Source organism: Pseudomonas capsici (genome assembly GCF_017165765.1).
GTDB classification, from domain to species: domain Bacteria; phylum Pseudomonadota; class Gammaproteobacteria; order Pseudomonadales; family Pseudomonadaceae; genus Aquipseudomonas; species Aquipseudomonas capsici.
Map to the genome: position 1 here is coordinate 78,252 of NZ_JAFGZD010000021.1, position 19,569 is coordinate 97,820.

The 19,569-nt window shown below is 60.0% G+C and carries 19 protein-coding genes; 11 read left to right on the forward strand and 8 right to left on the reverse strand.

What is annotated here, in order from left to right:
- The first annotated feature begins 128 nt into the window (after positions 1-128).
- From purD to JSY17_RS21775, 3 genes are all read left to right on the forward strand, one after another.
- The gene (purD, locus tag JSY17_RS21765; protein ID WP_206402912.1) at positions 129-1,424 is read left to right on the forward strand and encodes a phosphoribosylamine--glycine ligase; all 1,296 of its coding nucleotides are present in this window, start codon (positions 129-131) and stop codon (positions 1,422-1,424) included.
- Between the two features lie 90 nt (positions 1,425-1,514).
- Positions 1,515-4,304, forward strand: coding sequence for a hybrid sensor histidine kinase/response regulator (locus JSY17_RS21770; RefSeq protein ID WP_117167783.1), 2,790 nt, complete (start codon positions 1,515-1,517; stop codon positions 4,302-4,304).
- 38 nt (positions 4,305-4,342) lie between these two features.
- Entirely contained in the window at positions 4,343-4,939 is a 597-nt protein-coding gene (locus tag JSY17_RS21775) for a MarC family protein (protein WP_025262147.1), read from the forward strand.
- On the opposite strand, the gene JSY17_RS21780 is transcribed toward JSY17_RS21775, so the two are convergent.
- The 8 genes from JSY17_RS21780 to cobG form a co-directional block, all read right to left on the reverse strand.
- On the reverse strand, positions 4,940-5,578 hold the full coding sequence (locus JSY17_RS21780) for a hypothetical protein (protein WP_117183357.1): 639 nt from the start codon (positions 5,576-5,578) through the stop codon (positions 4,940-4,942).
- Positions 5,579-5,612: 34 nt separating this feature from the next.
- Positions 5,613-6,251 carry a hypothetical protein gene (locus tag JSY17_RS21785; RefSeq protein WP_117183358.1) on the reverse strand — a complete coding sequence of 213 codons (639 nt, stop codon included), beginning with the start codon at positions 6,249-6,251 and terminating at the stop codon, positions 5,613-5,615.
- Positions 6,235-6,978 (reverse strand): hypothetical protein, encoded by a 744-nt coding sequence (locus tag JSY17_RS21790; RefSeq protein ID WP_206402910.1) that lies wholly within the window; start codon positions 6,976-6,978, stop codon positions 6,235-6,237. Before JSY17_RS21790 ends, JSY17_RS21785 begins: the two co-directional genes overlap by 17 nt.
- Before the next feature lie 53 nt (positions 6,979-7,031).
- Complete coding sequence (locus tag JSY17_RS21795; protein ID WP_200978590.1) at positions 7,032-7,844, reverse strand: hypothetical protein; 813 nt, start codon at positions 7,842-7,844, stop codon at positions 7,032-7,034.
- A 359-nt stretch (positions 7,845-8,203) separates the two neighbouring features.
- The gene (cobJ, locus tag JSY17_RS21800) at positions 8,204-9,907 is read right to left on the reverse strand and encodes a precorrin-3B C(17)-methyltransferase (protein ID WP_206402908.1); all 1,704 of its coding nucleotides are present in this window, start codon (positions 9,905-9,907) and stop codon (positions 8,204-8,206) included.
- Positions 9,907-10,641, reverse strand: a complete 735-nt coding sequence (locus JSY17_RS21805; RefSeq protein WP_404823365.1) for a precorrin-2 C(20)-methyltransferase — start codon at positions 10,639-10,641, stop codon at positions 9,907-9,909. Before JSY17_RS21805 ends, cobJ begins: the two co-directional genes overlap by 1 nt.
- Positions 10,638-11,264: a precorrin-8X methylmutase gene (locus JSY17_RS21810; protein WP_117165521.1), complete on the reverse strand. Its 627-nt coding sequence runs from the start codon at positions 11,262-11,264 to the stop codon at positions 10,638-10,640. Before JSY17_RS21810 ends, JSY17_RS21805 begins: the two co-directional genes overlap by 4 nt.
- Positions 11,261-12,601, reverse strand: coding sequence for a precorrin-3B synthase (cobG, locus tag JSY17_RS21815; RefSeq protein WP_277424932.1), 1,341 nt, complete (start codon positions 12,599-12,601; stop codon positions 11,261-11,263). The genes JSY17_RS21810 and cobG overlap by 4 nt, the downstream gene beginning before the upstream one ends.
- A 129-nt stretch (positions 12,602-12,730) precedes the next feature.
- Between cobG and cbiE the strand changes: the two genes are divergently transcribed.
- The 8 genes from cbiE to JSY17_RS21855 form a co-directional block, all read left to right on the forward strand.
- Positions 12,731-13,933, forward strand: a complete 1,203-nt coding sequence (cbiE, locus tag JSY17_RS21820; RefSeq protein ID WP_206402905.1) for a precorrin-6y C5,15-methyltransferase (decarboxylating) subunit CbiE — start codon at positions 12,731-12,733, stop codon at positions 13,931-13,933.
- Positions 13,933-15,030 (forward strand): cobalt-precorrin-5B (C(1))-methyltransferase, encoded by a 1,098-nt coding sequence (locus JSY17_RS21825; protein ID WP_117183364.1) that lies wholly within the window; start codon positions 13,933-13,935, stop codon positions 15,028-15,030. The genes cbiE and JSY17_RS21825 overlap by 1 nt, the downstream gene beginning before the upstream one ends.
- Positions 15,027-15,743, forward strand: coding sequence for a cobalt-precorrin-6A reductase (locus JSY17_RS21830; protein ID WP_206402903.1), 717 nt, complete (start codon positions 15,027-15,029; stop codon positions 15,741-15,743). The genes JSY17_RS21825 and JSY17_RS21830 overlap by 4 nt, the downstream gene beginning before the upstream one ends.
- Before the next feature lie 113 nt (positions 15,744-15,856).
- A complete protein-coding gene (locus tag JSY17_RS21835; protein WP_117185370.1) occupies positions 15,857-16,234 on the forward strand; it encodes a DUF2946 domain-containing protein in 378 nt (125 codons plus the stop codon).
- Between the two features lie 55 nt (positions 16,235-16,289).
- A complete protein-coding gene (locus tag JSY17_RS21840; protein WP_206402901.1) occupies positions 16,290-16,751 on the forward strand; it encodes a copper chaperone PCu(A)C in 462 nt (153 codons plus the stop codon).
- Between the two features lie 13 nt (positions 16,752-16,764).
- Positions 16,765-17,199 (forward strand): DUF2946 domain-containing protein, encoded by a 435-nt coding sequence (locus tag JSY17_RS21845; protein WP_404823366.1) that lies wholly within the window; start codon positions 16,765-16,767, stop codon positions 17,197-17,199.
- 100 nt (positions 17,200-17,299) lie between these two features.
- The gene (locus JSY17_RS21850; protein ID WP_206402897.1) at positions 17,300-18,673 is read left to right on the forward strand and encodes a PepSY-associated TM helix domain-containing protein; all 1,374 of its coding nucleotides are present in this window, start codon (positions 17,300-17,302) and stop codon (positions 18,671-18,673) included.
- Positions 18,674-18,991: 318 nt separating this feature from the next.
- The coding region (locus JSY17_RS21855; protein ID WP_206402895.1) for a transporter substrate-binding protein at positions 18,992-19,569 on the forward strand (578 nt) is incomplete at its 3' end.

Sequence of the window (19,569 nt, forward strand, 5' to 3'; positions counted from 1 at the left end):
GCAACTGCGCTCATCGAAGCCTCATCCGCCTTGCATCCACCTACGCCATTGCGACCTCGTACTGCATGCCCCACAAAAATGGCAGTCATGTACTACTTACAGAATTCTGCGTCATCGAGGTTTTTGACATGAACGTTTTGATTATCGGTAGCGGTGGACGTGAACACGCCCTGGCCTGGAAAGTGGCTCAGGATCCGCGGGTCGAGAAGGTTTTCGTTGCTCCGGGCAACGCCGGTACGGCCATCGAAGCCAAGTGCGAGAACGTTGCAATCGACGTCCTGGCCCTTGAGCAACTGGCCGACTTCGCCGAGAAGAACGTGTCCCTGACCATCGTCGGTCCGGAAGTCCCGCTGGTTGCAGGCGTTGTGGACCTGTTCCGCAGCCGTGGCCTGGACTGCTTCGGTCCGACTGCCGGTGCCGCTCAGCTCGAAGGCTCCAAGGCGTTCACCAAGGATTTCCTGGCCCGTCACAAGATTCCGACCGCCGACTACCAGAACTTCACCGAGATCGAGCCTGCCCTGGCCTATCTGCGTGAAAAAGGCGCACCTATCGTCATCAAGGCCGACGGTCTGGCTGCCGGCAAAGGCGTGATCGTTGCGATGACACTGGCCGAAGCCGAAGAAGCCGTGCGCGACATGCTGGCTGGCAATGCCTTTGGCGAAGCCGGTTCGCGGGTCGTGATCGAAGAATTCCTGGATGGCGAAGAAGCCAGCTTCATCGTGATGGTCGATGGCAAGAATGTTCTGCCAATGGCCACCAGTCAGGACCACAAACGTGTCGGCGACGGCGACAGCGGCCCGAACACCGGAGGCATGGGTGCCTACTCTCCCGCGCCTGTGGTGACTGCCGACGTTCACCAGCGCGTCATGGATCAGGTCATCTGGCCGACGGTCCGTGGCATGGCCGAAGAAGGCAACGTTTATACCGGTTTCCTCTATGCTGGTCTGATGATCGACAAGGCTGGCAATCCGAAGGTCATCGAGTTCAACTGCCGCTTTGGCGACCCGGAAACCCAGCCTGTCATGTTGCGCCTGCAATCGAGTCTTGTGCTGCTGGTCGAGGCTGCGCTGGCACAGGCACTGGACAAGGTCGAAGCACAATGGGACCCTCGTCCGAGCCTGGGCATTGTCCTGGCTGCCGGCGGCTACCCTGGCGATTACGCCAAGGGCGCTGCTATCGAAGGTCTGGATGCAGCCGCACAACTGCCGGGCAAAGTCTTCCATGCCGGTACGGCACTCAAGGATGAGCGTGTCGTAACCAGCGGAGGTCGCGTATTGTGTGCAACCGCACTGGGCGACAGCGTCGGCAATGCACAGGAAAACGCCTACGCCCTGGCTGCAAGAATTGATTGGGAAGGTTGTTTCTACCGCAAGGACATTGGCTACCGTGCCATTGCCCGTGAGCGTGGTGAGAGTCAGGAGTAAGTCTGCCGACCAGCCCCTGACAAGGGGGCTGGTCGGTTGCTCCGGCACTGCGCACTGTTATCAGGCATTCACTCAGGAAGGGATATCAACGTGCGCTGGCTCAGGATTGCCATAGTTTCAACAGCTGGACTACTGTTCTTGCTCTTCATGCTTTCGGCCAGGGCCGAACATGGCGCAGGCTGGTCCACTCTGCTCGATGAACAGGCAAGCCTGCAGTTGAACGATATCCGTTCGGCCCGCTACCAGAACCAGTTCAGTCCCATCGACCTGGAGCGGGTCACGGCAGCCGACCGCAACAGCGCGTTATGGCTGCACTATCGGGTTCCTCCTACCCGACACGAACAACTGATACGCATCTTCGCCCCGGATCTGGCCAGCGGAGACCTGTACATCATCGAAGGCGAAAAGCTGGTCGATCACCTGCGTACCGGCAACGATGTGCCCAAGCAGGACCAGCGCCTGCCCTCCAACGATTTCCTGCTGCCCGTCCCGCAAAGCGATGTACCGCTGGACTTGTACCTGCGTCTCGTCTCGACCCAGAAACTGCGTCCCAACATCACGCTGCAACCGGCAATAGCCAGTGCGGCTGACGAGCGCGAACCCTTTCTGTTCGGCCTGCTGTTCGGCGCGCTGATCATGCTGATCACACAGAACATCACGCGCTACTGGCATACGAAATCACGCAGCAACCTGTGGCTGGCGGCCTGTGAAACCCTGCTGGCACTCAGCGCATTCCTGCTGCTCAACCTGATGGACATGGCCAAGACCTGGCATATCGCGCAAACGCCGGGGGCCCACGTTGCCCTGCTGCTCGCCGCCGTGGCCGGTCTGTTTTATACCTACTGCTTTTTCGTGCATCGAGGCATCAAGGTACTCGACCGCCTGATGCAGATCGATGCCGTGCTCATGGGCAGCGGCGTGCTGCTGGTACTGCTTTTCGACAGCGTGCCCCTCAACGTCATGACCTTCCTGCTGGTGTCCCTGACCACGCTGAGCATCCTGACGGTCTCGGTCTGGCACTGGCAGAAAGGCTACCGGCCGGCGCGCATGTTCGTGGTCTCGATGATCCTCTTCAACCTTGGCTATCTGGTGATCGTGCCGGGTCTGCTGTGGCTGAGTCTGATTCCGCCACAGTGGCTGATCCTCGCCCTGCTGGGTGTCTTCTGTATCTGCGGCCTGCTGATGAGCGTCGCTCTCAACGAACGTTCGCGCAGCATTACCGAAGACAAGTTCAGCCTGAGCCGCGATCAGGCCGCCAGCACGGCGGAAGTCAACGCCAAGGCCGAGTTCCTGGCCAAGATCAGTCACGAAATCCGTACCCCCATGAACGGGGTGCTCGGCATGACCGAGCTGCTGCTGGACACTCCGCTGTCGGTCAAGCAGCGCGACTATGTGGAAACCATCCACAGTGCGGGCAACGAACTGCTGACGCTCATCAACGAGATTCTCGATATCTCCAAGCTCGAATCGGGACAGATCGAACTCGATGATGTGCAATTCGATATCAGCGCCCTGATCGAGGACTGCCTCAACATATTCCGCGCCAAGGCCGAGCAGCAGAATGTCGAACTGATCAGCCTGATCCATCCGCAGGTGCCGCGGGTCATAAGTGGTGACCCGACACGTCTGCGCCAGACGCTGCTGAGCCTGCTGGAAAACGCCCTGAAGAAAACCGAAGAAGGCGAAATCCTGCTGGCGGTCGCGCTTGACTCCAAACCCGGCAAGCATCGCGTGCGCATCTCGGTACAGGACAGCGGCATGCCGTTGTCTGCCGAGGAACGCGATGCACTGATGCACACCGAACTGCACAGCAAGCATTTCCTGACCAGCAACAAGCTCGGCGGCCATCTGGGCCTGGTCATCGCACGCCGCCTGACAGAGTTGATGGATGGCGAGTTCGGTATCCAGAACGGCCATACTCAGGGCACCACACTCTGGCTGAGCCTGCCGCTGGATTCGAAACTGCTGGAGCAGCCGACCACCGATCTGGATGGCCCGCTCAAGGATGCTCGCGTACTGGTGGTGGATGACAACGACACCTGCCGCAAGGTGCTGGTGCAGCAGTGCAGCGCCTGGGGCCTGAACGTCAGCGCCGTGCCATCCGGCAAGGAAGCGCTGGCGTTGCTGCGCACCAAGGCGCACTTGCGCGATTATTTCGATGTCGTGCTGCTCGATCAGAACATGCCCGGCATGAGCGGCATGCAACTGGCCGCCAAGATCAAGGAAGACCCGAGCCTCAATCACGACATCCTGCTGATCATGCTCACCGGCATCAGCAATGCGCCCAGCAAGATCATCGCCCGCAATGCCGGTATCAAACGCATTCTGGCCAAGCCGGTGGCCGGCTATACACTCAAGACCACGCTGGCAGACGAACTGACGCAACTGAACAAGGGCGTCGTTCCACTCTCATCGCAACCGGCATTGAACACACCGGTCAGCGTGCCCGGCGACTTCCGTATTCTGGTGGCCGAAGACAACACCATATCGACCAAGGTCATTCGCGGCATGCTCGGCAAGCTCAACCTGCGCCCCGATACCGCCAGCAACGGTGAAGAAGCGCTGCGGGCCATGAAGGCACAGCGTTACGATCTGGTACTGATGGACTGTGAAATGCCGATCCTCGATGGCTTCTCGGCCACCGAACAACTGCGGGCCTGGGAAGTGGGCAACCAGCGGGTACGCACTCCGGTGGTGGCTCTGACAGCGCACATTCTGACCGAACACAAGGATCGCGCCCGTCAGGCGGGTATGGATGGGCACATGGCAAAACCCATCGAATTGTCGCAGTTGAGGGAACTGATCGAGTACTGGGTCGAACAGCGTGAGGCAAACCGCACTCTGGCGTCCAATGGCAACCTTTACCAGCAGAACCGATGAGCCACAACAAAGCCGCCTCTCCCAAGTGAGCCAAGATCATGCTGCATGTGCTGTTCAGTGTTTATCTGAAGATGCTGGTGCTCTATAGCCCTTTTTTCGTACTTTCCTGCTTTATCAGCCTGACCCGTGGCCACTCACGCAAGGAGCAGCGGCGTCTGGCCTGGAAAGTCGCGCTGGCGACGCTGATTTCCAGCGTGCTGCTCTATCTGTTCGGCCGGGTGATCTTCGATGTCTTCGGCATTACCGTGGACGCCTTCCGGATTGGCGCAGGCAGTGTGCTGTTCATTTCGGCACTGGGCATGGCACAAGGTAAATCGGCGGTACAGACCGATAACATTCAGCAGGATGTCACCATCGTTCCCCTGACCATACCGATCACCGTCGGCCCGGGGACCATCGGCGCACTGCTGGTCATGGGAGTCAGCCAGCCTCACTGGGATGACAAGCTCACCGCCATACTGAGCATTGCCCTGGCCAGCTTCAGCGTGGGTGTCGTTCTGTACCTGTCCGACCGGATCGAGCGCATTCTGGGCGACCAGGGACTGCAGATCGTCAGCCGCCTGATGGGACTGTTCGTCTGCGCCCTGGCAGCGCAAATCATTTTCACCGGAGTCAAAGGCTATCTGGTGCCATGACTAGATGTGCGCACTTCTTATGATTGCCTGCGCCTTGCCACTCAGATAACCGAGAACCCTGTCACGGTGAGCTTCGTAGGCAACGGAATCGAAAACATAGCTGCCGCCCTTGAAGTAGAGAATCAGGCGATTACTGCCCTGCGCTGCATGGGTGTCGCTGGTCAGGTGCAGGCTGCAAAGCATGATACGCACCTCATTGGGACGAGTCCTCTCACAAGGGGCAACCTGAAAGCTGGCTAGACGCTTGCGACTGATATCCCCCTCGAAAAAGGCCTCAGCCTTCTCATGAACGCCCATTGCCTGGAATGAGCGCTGTACCAGACCGGAAAGCCGTCCGTAATCCGGCTCCCCGAGAATGGCGAATGTCGCCTGCTGCAGATCCTCCATGTCCATCAGCAGCAGCGAGTCCTTGATGATCCTGTTCTTGCAGACAAGCCCCAGCTTTTCCAGACGATTGCGGTAATAGTGCATCCAGCTGGACCACTGCCCCAGAAAGTCATATTGCTCGCTGGCAAACAATTGGGAATACAGCAGGATATTCTGCACATCCGTCTTTTCCTGCATCGACAGACCGGGAAAAAAGGCCACCATACTGTCGATATTTCCCAGATATGCAGCTTTGATATCAGTCAGGCTCATTGTGTTTTCCTTTTCATCGAGCCATTCGGTTGCATCACAACCGAATGATTTCCTGCTTCGCCTCCCTGGACAAAGCATCCTGAACCATTGAACGCAAAGGCGCATAAGCCTCAGGTTCGAACCGAAATGCAGTGCCGCTGTAGTGCACCGTCATTTCACCGCCGAGCATCTGCCATAAATACAGGGATGGTCTCAGGGCTACTGTTCTCATCTGCAGGCAGCACACCAGGATATTGATGTTGCCGTTGGCGTCCCTCTCGCACGGTACGACCTGAAACAGCTCGGAACGTCCGGAGGTACCCCATAAGTTGAAATAGGTCTGGGCAAGCTCACTGTTCATGAGTGTGTCGAATGCGTTCACCAACGACTGACGCAGAGAGGGTGAGGCTGCGACATCGAGAAAGGCAGGTCGGCGACTCAAGTCCCGCAGCCCATGAATTTTCAGGGTATTTCTCACGACTCTGCCGAACTGCCGTCCTCCCGTCGAGGCAATGGAGCGTTGATACTCATCCAGCCAGACCCAGCCGCGAAGCGTGTGTGGATACCTGGCGTCCGCACGCAATTGCGCGTATAGCAGGCAATCGAGAATGTCACTTTTCAGCCCGTCCTCGACCTGCTTGCCGAAGGTCACCAGATGACGCCCCATCAGCAGGCAACTATCGTGATAAGACATCGCGTTCCCCTTTTAACGGCTCGATGAACAGAGGGCGTTTTTCCTTGAGGGCCACATCGAAGCGTTCGCGGAACTGTGAGTAGATGACGTCGACAAGGCGCATCGAGTAGAAATCGAGTGCGACATTGCCAACTACCTGGAGCGGGTCGATGGGCTCGAACAGATACGCTGGCGTCAACGCTTGCAGCGTCGTGAAATGAATCTGCACCAGCACCATCTCGTCGCCTGCCGGCCCGACAAAAGCAAGCTGCAAGGCGACTCTGGTGGCTACGGATTTCGGTACTGCATCCAGTGCACCGGGCACGATTTCCACCCCATGCTGATCAACCGACAGCGTCTGCGCTGCCAACAGTTCGATCGCTCTCTGCTCCGGCCGCTGCGCATAGCACTGACGGGCAGCCATCTCGGCCTTGTCGACCGATACCTGCGGAACAAGTAAGGTCTTCGCCGACCTTATCCAGTCCCACAACGTAGACCCCGGCCCGCCCGCAGGACGCTGACTGAAACCTTCATGCGTGTTCAATACCCAGCCGAAACGCAGGGCAGCAGCCAGCCATACTTGTTTCCAGCTTTCGAAATCAACATGTTTTTCCGGGTGTTTTCTGGACGCTGCAAGTTGTGCGTATAACAGGGAGTCCAGCACATCATGTGTCTGAACAACATGGCAGGTATCAAAGAAAAGCAAACACCCGCCACTGACAATGGGATGACAAGGCTCAATCTTCATGAACACTTCCTTTTCATTCAAAGATTGGAGGCGACAAGCGCCTCCGCGAGCACTCAGATTTCGTACTCTTCAATTGCATCTTTGGCGTTATTACCCAGACGCTCCCGAACAAGTTCACGATGACGCTGGTAGACCGTAGAGTTAAGAACCAGATTGTTCTGACCTTGATAAGTACTGACGTCCGAGTTGTTCCATTCCCAGAACAGCACATTCGTAACATTGATTTCGGTATTGAAACTGACCGCCCCCAATGCCACGTTTACAAAACCATCCGACGACTCGCTACAGGCAGCAATGCGGAAACTGCCGCCCTTGTGAGTCTTGCTTTGATGCTCAAACAACCTCAGCGGCTTGTCCTTGGCCTTGAGCGCAGCAATCGCATCCCCCGCGACCTTGAGCATCGCAGCAGAGGCAGGCCCCGGCAGCGCGGCGGCGGCGATGGCCGAACCAATGATTTCCAGCCCGACCTGATCCATGGTGAAACTCTGCCTGGTCGTGCGATACCTGGCATAACTCCAGTTGACGGAAAGCCAGCCGAGCTTGGCCAGAACTTCGTTGTACTTGCCATACCAGAGCTGGGTCTGGGATTCAGGGTTGAATGCCTTGTTCGCAACCAGCGTGGCGAACAGGAAGGAGTCCATGACATCTTCCTTGTTCTGCCGGGAAACACCTTCGGTAAAGGCAACAACACTTCCCCCGACTACCGCCCCCTTTGGCGCGACCGGAACAACTGGCTGATCCCCCGACCTCAGGCGGGCACTCATGGCTTCGGTATGCTCGGCCAATGAATGCGTGCAGCTGGCAAGTTCACAATTCTCGATGTAGTTCAGGCTTGCGGTATCGTCTATTACTGTTTCTGTTTTCATTTCGCTTAATCCTTTAAATGTTCATGTCCTCGTGGACAGAAACAAGACTAGCGAAATTGAAAAGAAGCAACGACCCGTTAAATGCGATCCAAAATCAATCCATTATTGATCTCATCAGCTTTCGATAAATCGATCCGCCCGCAGACCCGAAGAATGCAAAACAAGAATTTTCTTGAAAATACAATGGCTTTTAACACGTGCTTACAAGAGAAAAGAAACGGACTACATGAAATGTATGTCCGCACTTTTCAGATTCATAAAGACTGCGGGAAAAATATCCGGTCTTATTGCGACTCAATACAGTCAGAGTCAGGACTTTTCCCACAGCATCAAACTCGGCATCAGACACATATCGCTCATTATTTCGCCGGTTTCGCTCCATACCAGCGCGGCGTATACACCCAGTTCCCGCCCTCACGGCGAGGAAAAATGCAGGTCGTGGACGAGCCGACAAGCACCATGGTGCGCATATCCACCTGTTCGGGCGTCAGTTCGCCCAGGGTAATGACACGCAAGGTCTGACCGGGACGACCGATATCACGCCCCAGAGTCACGGGCGTTTCGGGTGTGCGGTGCTGGCGCACGATCTCCAGGGCACGGCCCAGTTGCCAGGGGCGGGAACGCGAAATGGGGTTGTAGAAAGCCAGCGCCAGATCGGCCTGCGAAGCCAGGTCCAGACGCTTTTCGATCACATCCCAGGGCTTGAGGTTGTCCGACAGCGACATGACACAGAAGTCATGCCCCAGAGGCGCACCCGCCTGAGCGGCCGTGGCCAGAGAAGCGGAAACTCCCGGCAGGATTTCCAGTTCAACAGCATGCCAGCGCGGGTCCGTGGATTCATGCAACGCTTCCAGCACAGCCGAAGCCATGGCAAACACCCCCGGATCACCGGACGACACCACCACCACCGACCGACCCTGGGCCGCCAGTTCGAATGCATGACGGGCACGCAGCATTTCTTCACGATTGTCAGTGCAATGCAGCACCTGATCGGCACGGAACGGCCCGGCCATGCGCACATAGGTCTCATAGCCCAGCACATCGTTGGCACGTGCCAGTTCGGCCTTGACCGCAGGCACCATGAATTCGGCAGCCCCCGGCCCCAGACCAATCACCGCCAACCGTCCGCGCCCGCGACCGATCTGCTGAACATCCAGTGGCTGGCGGGCAACCGCAATCGCCATGCCCTCTCCCACACCGATCGGTGGCAGCAGTTGCGGCACGGCATGCCGGGCCATGTCGCTGGCGGCTTCGGCTTTGGCAAAACGTACCGGAACCCCCAGGTCGGCGGCAGCCTGATGCAAGTCGGCATCGGCCATCTGCTCATCACCCGCCAGCAGGCAGGCCAGCGATTGCAGGGCAATTCTGGCAGAGTGCAGGCCCGCCCGGATTTTCTCGGCCAGTCCGGGGCCGGTTTCGCTGACGGCAACCAGCACGCAGCGCGAGTAAATCAGCAACTCGTTGCTCGCGGCCTCACGCTCGGCACATCCCACATGAATCGCCAGATCGGCATGCGGGTCTTCCGGCAACTGCGCCTGAGCCAGCCAGGGCGCGGCACCTTCGATACGCACCCGCTCGCCGGAAAGCAGATCGGAAACGAAGCGCTTGCCCAGCTCCAGATCACCCAGGGCATAACCACTGGGCGGATTGAGCAGGCAGGTACCGAAACGCAGTTCACCACTGGTGGTGATTGCAGGTGCAACACCAAGGCCAGCGGCAATTTCACGGGCCATGACATTGACCCCACCCAGCCCGCCCAGCAGCGGCACGACGGCGCTGCCATCCTCGGCTACGGCCAGCACGGCGGGTTCGGCGCCCTTCTCGAGCAGCAGCGGCGCCAGGGTACGGATCACGATACCGGCAGCACACAAGGCAATGATCGGCGTGTTCTGTTGATAAAACTGGCGCAGAGTCGCGCCAAACTCGGTGTAGGTGCTGTCCGCCCCCTGCACCCGCTCGGCCAGGCCGTGAATCAGTGCATCCGGGTAAAGTTGCTGGATGCGTCGCGCAGTAGCCAGGCTGCCATTGCCCAGAATCACAATGGCTGGAATATTCTGGACCATCAGCCTTGCCACCTTTCGCCGGGAACGATGATCAGCGAGAAATAAGGCGACGACATAGGGTCGACCTGATCCAACGGTACGATCTTCTGATTGACCATGGTGGCGCGCTCGACGTAAAGCGCACGCCCGGCCAGGCCCAGCTCTGCCAGCACCTCCCGTACCTTGGGGAAGTTGCGACCCAGCTTCATGATCACCGCCGCATCGGCATCGGCCAGTTTGCGCTTGAGCTCATCGTGCGGCAGCACGCCGGACAGTACCGAAAGGCTCTGATTGCGATAGACCAGTGGTGCCCCCAGAACGGACGCCCCGCCCAGCATCGAGCACACCCCCGGAATCACCTGGGCCTCGTAACGCTCGGCCAGACGGTCATGCAGGTACATATAAGAGCCATAGAAGAACGGATCGCCTTCGCATATCACCGCCACGTCGCGCCCGGCATCCAGGTGCGCTGCCACCTCAAGGCTGGCCTCGTCATAGAAATCGCTGATGACCTGCTCGTAGGACAGCGGCGCAGGCAGCGTTTCGGTGGTCACCGGATAAACCAGCGGCATCAGCGTCTGGGCTTCCTGCAGATGGCCTTCGATAATGCCGAACGCATTGCCTTTCTTGCCTTTGGCCACGAAATAGGCCACCACCGGCGACTCGCGCAGCAGACGCAACGCCTTGACGGTAATCAGTTCCGGGTCGCCGGGACCGACGCCCAGGCCAATCAATCGACCACGAGCCTGCATCATTCGATCTCCGTCGCCAGTGCATTGACCGCGGCCACCGCCATGGCGCTGCCACCGCGACGCCCCTGCATGATGACGAAAGGCACGCCACGGCTGTCGGCAGCCAACATCGCCTTGGACTCGGCAGCGCCAACGAAGCCCACCGGGAAACCGAGGATCAATGCCGGTTTCGGCGCACCGGCATCAAGCATTTCCAGCAGATAGAACAGCGCGGTCGGAGCATTGCCGATCACCACGACACTGCCTTCCAGATGAGGACGCCACAGTTCGAGCGCCACGGCGGAGCGGGTATTGCCCAGTTCACGGGCCATTTGCGGAACGCCGTCGTCATGCAGGGTGCAGATAATCTGATTGTTGGCTGGCAGCCGCGAACGGGTGATGCCTTCGGACACCATGCGCGCATCGCAGAGGATCGGCGCGCCTGCCGCCAGTGCGTTGCGCCCGGCCGTACCGGCACCCGGCGAGAAGCGCAGGTCTTCGATGACTTCGACCATGCCGCAGGCGTGAATCACGCGCACGGCGAGTTTTTCCAGGTCGGCGGGGATCGTGTCCAGACGCGCTTCGGCGCGAATGATCGAGAAGGAGTTGCGATAAATCTCCTGACCATCGCGGATGTAATCAATCATGCAGAACTGCTCCGTGAGTCGGCGGCCAACTGCGCGCCGACTGCTTCAATAGTGAGGTCACGCGCACGCAGCACGCCGAAACCGGAATGTGCTGCATCGCGAAAATAAAGGTCGTAATGGCCGGGCGAAACCGCCAGCAAGGTCACAGGCGCGACATGGGCCGCCGCGCAGGAGCGACCGCAACCGGTCAGGTGCGCCGCTTCGCCGGGAGGTAACCGCTCAGCCAGCAACAGGGCATCGACCTTGGTATCGGCAAGTCCTTTGGCGCAACCGGCAGACCCAGTGCAGGCAACGATGCGCGACAGCGGCTGGGCGCTGGAACAGATCAGCCCCGCAGCCTGCAATGCCACCATTACCTCCTGCGCCCGCTCGCGGGGAATATTGGGCAACAACAGGCTTTGCCAGGGCGTCAGCCGCAAGGTGCCGTCGCCCTGTTCGCTGGCCAGTCGGGCGACGAGGGTCAGCAGCGTGGCGTCCAGACGCCCGAGGGGGACTGCGCCGCCGACTGACACCAGACCGGCTTGCACCTGTGGATAAATGCCCAGGTGACGATATTCGCCAGGGCTCGGACGCTGCCAGCCGGTTATTTTCTGATCAATTCGAAGTGGCACGCTCAGTCGCGTCGTCAACTGGCGCAGGATTTCCGCGACCGGCACCTCGGCCAGCAAATGCCGCATGCGGCTGTGTTCGGCACTGGCCAGATCGAGAAACAGCTCCAGCAATGCGACCACCAGTTCATGCCCGTTCGCCAGTGGCACAGCTGCCAGCGGGCGATCCTGGGCCGGGCAACCCGCCAGTCCGAAGGCCAGCAATACTTCACCGTCCAGCGAAAGGGCCGAAAGCCACAGGTCATGGGGGTGTTCCAGCATGACCAAAGCCTCGCCACCGTCCAGCGACAGAGCGAACTTGGCCGACAGCTCATGAAAACGTGCGCGGGTTTCCAGAGACGCCAGAATCTGCGCCGCCAGGGGCCGGGTATCGAACAGCATGTGCGGGTCCAGCCCGGCGGTCGGGCTGAGCATCAGGTTGCGCACATCGTCGCTGTCCGGACTGGCCGGACCAAGGCCTGCGGCCATCAACGACTCGATCAGCCCGTCATGATCGGCACCGATCCCGCGAATCTGCAGGTTGGACCGGTTGGTCGCCTCGATCACGCCCTGTGCATACGTACTCGCGGCACTGGCCACCGCCAACGCCTGGGCGCTGGTGATCACGCCACCGGCCAGCTTGATCCGGCAGATTCCGCCGTCCAGCGCCGGGACGATACGCAGCAACCCCGGACAGGCCGAGGGGCGAATGGCTATGGAGGACTTGCGAGCGTACTTCGGCTCGTTCAATGAATCACCCGATCTGGACTCTGGTTGCAGCTTCAATAGGCACATGTGCCTATCGGGCGCGGTATTATGCCTGCTTTGTCCGCCAGCATGAAAAGACGCTCTGTCGGAAGTTCGGATCGAGGAATGCAAATGTCGCCGTGGCTGACAGTCGTGGGAATCGGGGAAGACGGTTACAAAGGCCTGGGCAAGAATGCCCGGCATGCGCTGCTGCACGCCGATCAGGTGTTTGGCAGCCCGCGCCAGCTCGCCCTGCTGCCGCCCTGTATTCGCGCAGAACGCCGCAACTGGCCGAGCCCGTTTTCCCTGACGCCGGTACTGGAGCAGCGTGGCGCCGAAGTCTGTGTCCTGGCCAGCGGCGATCCGATGCTGTTTGGTGTCGGCGCCAGCCTTGCCCGCGTGGTCGCAATCGAGGAAATGCGCGTCATATCCGCGCCCTCCTCCTATTCACTTGCGGCGGCACGCATGGGCTGGCCGTTGCAGGAGGTCGTCACGCTTTCGGTGGTCGCCCGACCTCTGGCCGCTCTGAACGCACAGGTTCATCATGGCCTGCGCCTGCTGGTGCTGAGCAACGATGGCAGCAGCCCGGCAGCCATTGCCGGCCTGTTGCGCGAGCGGGGGTTCGGCCCAAGCCATATGACCGTGCTGGAACATCTGGGCGGCGAAGCCGAGCGACGTATCGACGGGCTGGCCAGTGAGTGGGGCAGCCCGGATATCGCGGCGCTGAACCTCGTGGCCATCGACTGCCGCGCCGACGCCGATGCGCCACGCCTGAGCACCCTGGCAGGCTTGCCGGACTCGGCGTTCGAACATGACGGCCAGCTCACCAAGCGTGATGTGCGGGCAATCACCCTGGCGCGTCTGGCTCCGGTACCCGGCGAACTGCTCTGGGACGTGGGTGCGGGGTGTGGCTCCATCGGCATCGAGTGGATGCGCGCCCATCCCACCTGCCGAACCCTGGCCATCGAAGCGGATGAAGGTCGTCAGCATCTGATCGAATTCAACCGTGATGCGCTGGGGGTGCCCGGCCTGCAACTGGTGCGCGGCAGTGCGCCCGAAGCGCTGCATGACCTTGAAACCCCTGATGCCATCTTCATCGGAGGCGGCGTGACCCGTCCCGGCGTGCTGGAGGCCTGCTGGAAACAACTGCGCTCCGGTGGCCGGCTGGTTGCCAATGCCGTGACCCTGCAAAGCGAAATCGCCCTGATGGCCTGGCGCGAACAGCATGGCGGCGAGCTGACCCGCATCCACGTCGCCCATGCCAGACCGCTGGGCGAATTCGATACCTGGCGTCAGGCATTGCCCATCACTCTGCTGGATGTGGTCAAGCCCTGATGCGCGAAGAAACCGCCGAACAGCCCGCCCCGCTACGCAGTGGCCTGACGACAGGCAGTTGTGCCACGGCCACCAGCCTGGCGGCTGCGCGTCTGTTGCTGGGCGGACCGGCCAACGATGCGGTGCAGATCGTGCTGCCCAAGGGCAAGCAGGTGCAGATGCGCCTGGAGTTCTGTCGCCTTGTGGCGGACGGCGCTGAGGCGGCAACCATCAAGGATGCCGGAGACGACCCCGACGTGACCCATGGCGCACTGGTCTTTGCCCGGGTGCGGCTCGATGCCGAGCCAGGCGTGCGCTTTGTCGCAGGCCCCGGGGTGGGCACCGTGACGCGCCCCGGTCTGGTGCTGAATGTCGGTGAACCTGCCATCAACCCGGTGCCGCGTCGCATGATGACCGAGCATTTGCTGGGGTTGGCGCAGGAAATGGGTTACGAGGGCGGTTTCGAAGTGACGGTGGGCGTCGAAGGCGGTGAAGCCCTGGCACTGAAAACCATGAACCCGCGCCTGGGCATTCTCGGCGGGCTGTCGATCCTGGGCACCAGCGGCATTGTGCGGCCGTTTTCCTGCGCGGCTTACATCGCCTCCATCCACCAGGGTATCGATGTCGCCAAGACCAATGGCTATCTGCATATCGCCGCCTGCACCGGCAATGCCAGTGAAGACACCATGCGCCGGGTCTATGGCATCCCGGATATCGCCCTGATCGAAATGGGCGACTTCGTCGGCGCAGTACTCAAGCACCTGCGCAAGGTGCCTGTGGATAAACTGAGTCTCTGCGGCGGCTTCGGCAAGATCAGCAAACTGGCTGCCGGGCATATGGACCTGCACAGCCGCCATTCCAGCATCGACCTGCCGCAACTGGCGCAATGGGCCGCGCACGCGGGTGCCGATGAAATGTTGCAACAGCAGATCCGCGAGGCCAATACCAGCCAGCAGGCCCTGGCCATGAGCACCGCAGCGGGCGTACCGCTGGGCGATGTGGTCTGCCAGCATGCCCTGGACTTCGCCCGCAGCGTGGTCCCGGCACAGGTTCAAGTGGAAGTGTTCGCTATCGATCGTCAGGGCGCCATTGTCGGAAAAGCCGGAGTAACTGCATGAAACGCATATTGCTGCTGGGCGGCGTGACCGAAGCATTGGCCATCGCACGAACCCTGGGGCCGCAACACTTCTACAGTCTGGCCGGGGTGGGTCGCGTACCGACGGATCTGACCTGCCAGCTCAAGGTCGGCGGTTATGGCGGCGCTGAAGGTATGGCGCAGTTTATCCGTGAACAGGGTATCGACCTGCTGCTGGATGCCACCCATCCCTATGCCGCGCAAATCAGTCGCAATGCCGCTGTTGCGTCGGGCCTGGCGGGGATCGAATGCTGGGCGCTGCGTCGTCCGGCGTGGCAGCCAGGTCCTGGCGATGACTGGCGTGAAGTGGCCGACTGGGCGGAACTGATCGCAGCAATGGCTCCATTCAAGCGTCCGCTGTTCACTCTGGGCCGGGAGCCCTTGCAGCACCTGCACGAAATCCCCGAGCACCAGTTCTGGACCCTGCGCGCCCTGGACCCATACCCCGGCAACGAACGCTGTGAAGTGATCGGCGCACGCGGCCCTTTCCACCTCGAAGACGAACGCGCCCTCTTCGAGCGACGCCAGATCGATGTCCTGATCAGCAAGAACAGCGGCAGCAGTTCCACCGAACCCAAACTGGAAGTGGCCCGCGAGCGTGGCCTGCCGGTGCTGGTGCTGAAACGACCGGCATTACCGGAAGTGGACCGGGTGCTGGAAAGTCTCGAAGAAGCCTTGCATGCCCTTCGCGAATGAATTCGCCTCGGATTCCCCGCGACACCCGGCCACAGGCCTCCCTTTTTACTTATCGCCGCCATTCAGGCTAAATGGCGAGGCTGACTGGACCCTTCGATCAAACGGAAACCGTAATGTCCCGACACCGGACAACATCGGCCTGGATAGCCTGCTTCGCAGTGCTTTTCAGTCTGCTGGCCATGCCCCTGTCGCCTCGTTCTCAGGGCGAGCAGTTGCTGTGGGGCAGTTTCTGTAGCGGCAGTGGTACACGTCTGGTAGCGATTTCCCTGGGTGATGCGACAAACCGCGTTCCCGGCAATGACGATCACTCAGGCATGCAACATTGCGCCTGCTGTTCAGGCTCGCTGATTGTCGTCATTCCTTCAGGCTTTACCCATGGCCCGCAGATACGGCCTGGGCCGGAATACTTCCCGCCGGCCCTCTTTCTGATCCATACCTCGCCTCGCCAGCAATGGCCAAGCGCCAATCCCCGGGCCTCTCCGCTAGCCTGACATTCACTTCGCACGTGTCTTGACGCACCTGAATGAATTGACCGGAGAATCATCCATGTTCAAGAAAGTCCTCATGCTGGCTGCCCTGTTGCTGCCTGCCTGCTTTGCCAATGCCCACGAATACACCGGCGGCCAGTTATTGATCGGCCATCCATGGTCCATGGAACTGCCACCGAATGCGCCGACCGTAGCGGCGTATTTCACCATTGAGAACAAGGGCAGTAACGCCGATCGTCTGTTGAGCGTCACAACTCCCATCGCCAGCCAGGCAGAGTTGCATGAGCATGTGCAGGCAGATGGCGTGATGAAAATGCGCCAGGTACCGTCAGTCGAGGTTCCAGCCGGAGCCAAAGTCAGTTTTGCGCCCATGGCTTATCATGTGATGCTGCTGGGTATCAAAGACCGGTCCATGCTCGCCCTCGGTCAGCGCTTTCCGATGACGCTGCACTTCGAAAAGGCTGGCAATATCGACGTACAGGTCGTGGTCCAGAAGCAGGAACCCGAACACAAACATTGAGTGACTGCCTGACTTGAGCGCCATGCGCACCGACCGAACCCGCTCAGCCGTGCCTCCTGGAGCCAGAGGCGCATGGTTGAGTCTGTTCGCCATGTTGATGATCTTTATCGGTCCACTGATTTCCCAGTCGATGCCGATGGAACATCACGCCGGTATGTCCACGCCCGTATCCACCTCGATGGGCAGCGGGGAGCACCATGCGCACCATGGCGGCGAGCACGCCAGCCCTGCCGAGACAGGCATGAGCGATCATGCGCTATGGGCCAAGTGCGGCTACTGCACCTTGCTGTTCAGTTGCCCTGCCCTGTCTCGGGTCATCACTCTGGTTGCCGCAACACCGCCCAAACCCTCCGACTTCTTTGCCGCGCTCACCCGGCAAGGTCATGCGCGTCAGAGCGCCTTCCTGCACGCCCGCAGCAGGGCACCGCCTGCCACGACGACAGCCTGACCCTATAACGACCGCAGCCTCGAAGGCTGCGCGAACCTGACTGACTTGCCGGAAACCTGCGCAACTCAGTCCTGTACCTTTTTCCGTGAGCACGCTTTTCATGTCACAGCGTAAAGTCTCTTTCTATAACCTTGCCTGGCGCTGGCATTTCTATGCCGGATTGTTCGTGGCACCGTTCATGATCCTGCTGGCGCTGACCGGGATCATTTACCTGTTCAAGCCACAGCTGGATCAATTGATGTACAGCGACCTGCTGACCGTCAAACCCGCTCATCACCAGATCAGCGCCGACGAGTTGCAACAGCGAGTGCTGAACCGTTATCCACAGGCCGCCGTCAGCAAATACTTCCCGCCCTTCAGCGCCGAAGGCAGCGCGCAATTCGTGGTGCGTGAACAGGGCCGCGAGCTGAATGTCTTTATCGACCCTTATCGCGGCGAAATTCTGGGAACCCAGGATGCCAAAAACAACCTGCAAGCCATCGCCCGCGCCCTGCATGGCGAGCTGATGATCGGCACGGTCGGTGACCGGCTGATCGAGCTGGCCGCTGGCTGGGGCATCATGCTGGTGATCTCGGGCCTCTATCTGTGGTGGCCACGCGGGAGCAATGCATCTGGGGTGTTGTGGCCGCGCCTGAGCAGCCGCGGGCGCGTGCTGTGGCGCGACCTGCATGCGGTCACCGGTTTCTGGGGCTCGCTGATTCTGCTGTTCATGCTGCTCAGCGGCATGACCTGGACCGGCTTCTGGGGCAAGCAGTACGCCGAGCTGTGGAACACCTTCCCCGCCGCGATGTGGACCGATGTACCCAAGTCCACGCAACTGGCCGGTGAACTCAATACCGCCAGCGTGCAGACCGTGCCCTGGGCGCTGGAAAACACGCCGATGCCGCAGTCCACGGGCGAGCATGCCGAACACATGAATCATCACGGCATGTCTGCCGGCCCGGCGGCCCCCAAAGTCACCTTGCAGCAGGTCGTGGATATCGCCACCGAACGCGGCGTCGAGCCCGGCTACAGCATTACCGCGCCCAAGACTGCCGAAGGCGTATTCACGGTATCGGTATTCGCGGACGACCCGCGCAATGACGCCACCCTGCATATCGATCAGTACAGCGGCAAGGTGCTGGCTGACGTGGGCTGGAAGGATTACAGCCTGGTTTCCCGGGCTACCGAGATGAGCGTGATGCTGCATGAAGGCAAATTCTTCGGCTGGATCAACCAGATACTGATCTTTGTGGCGTGCCTGATGATTCTGCTCGGCTCGGTCAGCGGGCTGGTGATCTGGTGGAAGCGCCGCCCCACAGGAGGCCTGGGTGTTCCGCCCTTGCGCCATGACCTGCCACGCTGGAAAACGGCAATCGTGATCATGTTCGCCCTGGCCGTAGCCTTCCCGCTGGTAGGCATTTCGCTGCTGGCGGTGTGGGCGTTCGATCGGATAGTTTTTTCCCACTTTGCTAAATCTTCGGCGGCAGCTTAAATTGCAGCTACGAAGCCTGAAACCGGCGGGCGGTTTTGTGATGAATTCCTCACCCGACCGGTTCGGGCCTCGTCGAATCTCTTGAAAAAGCCGCTGAAAAGCGGCTTTTTCATTGCGCAGCATCCCCCTCGCACCAACAACGACCAAAAAATCCAGCGATGCACCACGATCAGCGCCACTTCAGTGCGCAGGCTTGCACCTGGTTGTTGCAGTGCCTGTCTACGCCGCCGTTGGCCGGGTTGGGCACAGCCTTTGCTTAGCAGCATTGAGGCATTTCTTCGCCCTCCCAAAAAAAGCCAACCGAACGGAGCCCGTCCAATGAAGCGTCGCAGCCTGATCAAAGCTTTCACCCTGACCGCATCAATCGCCGCAATGGGTATGACCTGGACAGTTCAGGCAGCCGAAACGATCAAGGTCGGTATTCTGCATTCGCTTTCCGGGACCATGGCCATTTCCGAGACTTCGCTCAAGGACATGGCGCTGATGACCATCGATGAAATCAATGCCAAGGGTGGCGTGAACGGCAAGATGCTGGAACCTGTGGTCGTGGACCCGGCCTCCAACTGGCCGCTGTTCGCGGAAAAGGGCCGTCAGTTGCTGACTCAGGACAAGGTCGCTGTAGTGTTCGGCTGCTGGACATCCGTGTCCCGCAAATCGGTACTGCCGGTCTTTGAAGAGCTCAACGGCCTGTTGTTCTACCCTGTGCAGTACGAAGGCGAAGAGATGTCGCCGAACGTGTTCTATACCGGTGCAGCGCCCAACCAGCAGGCGATTCCTGCGGTCGAGTACCTGATGGGCGAAGACGGCGGCTCGGCCAAGCGCTTCTTCCTGCTGGGCACCGACTACGTTTACCCGCGTACTACCAACAAGATTCTGCGCGCATTCCTGCACTCCAA

Bases quoted from the DNA above. Each gene is read 5' to 3' on its own strand.
- purD (WP_206402912.1), top strand. From the start codon at position 129: ATGAACGTTTTGATTATCGGTAGCGGTGGACGTGAACACGCCCTGGCC.
- JSY17_RS21775 (WP_025262147.1), top strand. From the start codon at position 4,343: ATGCTGCATGTGCTGTTCAGTGTTTATCTGAAGATGCTGGTGCTCTAT.
- JSY17_RS21780 (WP_117183357.1), bottom strand. From the start codon at position 5,578: ATGAGCCTGACTGATATCAAAGCTGCATATCTGGGAAATATCGACAGT.
- JSY17_RS21785 (WP_117183358.1), bottom strand. From the start codon at position 6,251: ATGTCTTATCACGATAGTTGCCTGCTGATGGGGCGTCATCTGGTGACC.
- JSY17_RS21790 (WP_206402910.1), bottom strand. From the start codon at position 6,978: ATGAAGATTGAGCCTTGTCATCCCATTGTCAGTGGCGGGTGTTTGCTT.
- JSY17_RS21795 (WP_200978590.1), bottom strand. From the start codon at position 7,844: ATGAAAACAGAAACAGTAATAGACGATACCGCAAGCCTGAACTACATC.
- cobJ (WP_206402908.1), bottom strand. From the start codon at position 9,907: ATGGTCCAGAATATTCCAGCCATTGTGATTCTGGGCAATGGCAGCCTG.
- JSY17_RS21805 (WP_404823365.1), bottom strand. From the start codon at position 10,641: ATGATGCAGGCTCGTGGTCGATTGATTGGCCTGGGCGTCGGTCCCGGC.
- JSY17_RS21810 (WP_117165521.1), bottom strand. From the start codon at position 11,264: ATGATTGATTACATCCGCGATGGTCAGGAGATTTATCGCAACTCCTTC.
- cbiE (WP_206402905.1), top strand. From the start codon at position 12,731: ATGTCGCCGTGGCTGACAGTCGTGGGAATCGGGGAAGACGGTTACAAA.
- JSY17_RS21825 (WP_117183364.1), top strand. From the start codon at position 13,933: ATGCGCGAAGAAACCGCCGAACAGCCCGCCCCGCTACGCAGTGGCCTG.
- JSY17_RS21830 (WP_206402903.1), top strand. From the start codon at position 15,027: ATGAAACGCATATTGCTGCTGGGCGGCGTGACCGAAGCATTGGCCATC.
- JSY17_RS21835 (WP_117185370.1), top strand. From the start codon at position 15,857: ATGTCCCGACACCGGACAACATCGGCCTGGATAGCCTGCTTCGCAGTG.
- JSY17_RS21840 (WP_206402901.1), top strand. From the start codon at position 16,290: ATGTTCAAGAAAGTCCTCATGCTGGCTGCCCTGTTGCTGCCTGCCTGC.
- JSY17_RS21850 (WP_206402897.1), top strand. From the start codon at position 17,300: ATGTCACAGCGTAAAGTCTCTTTCTATAACCTTGCCTGGCGCTGGCAT.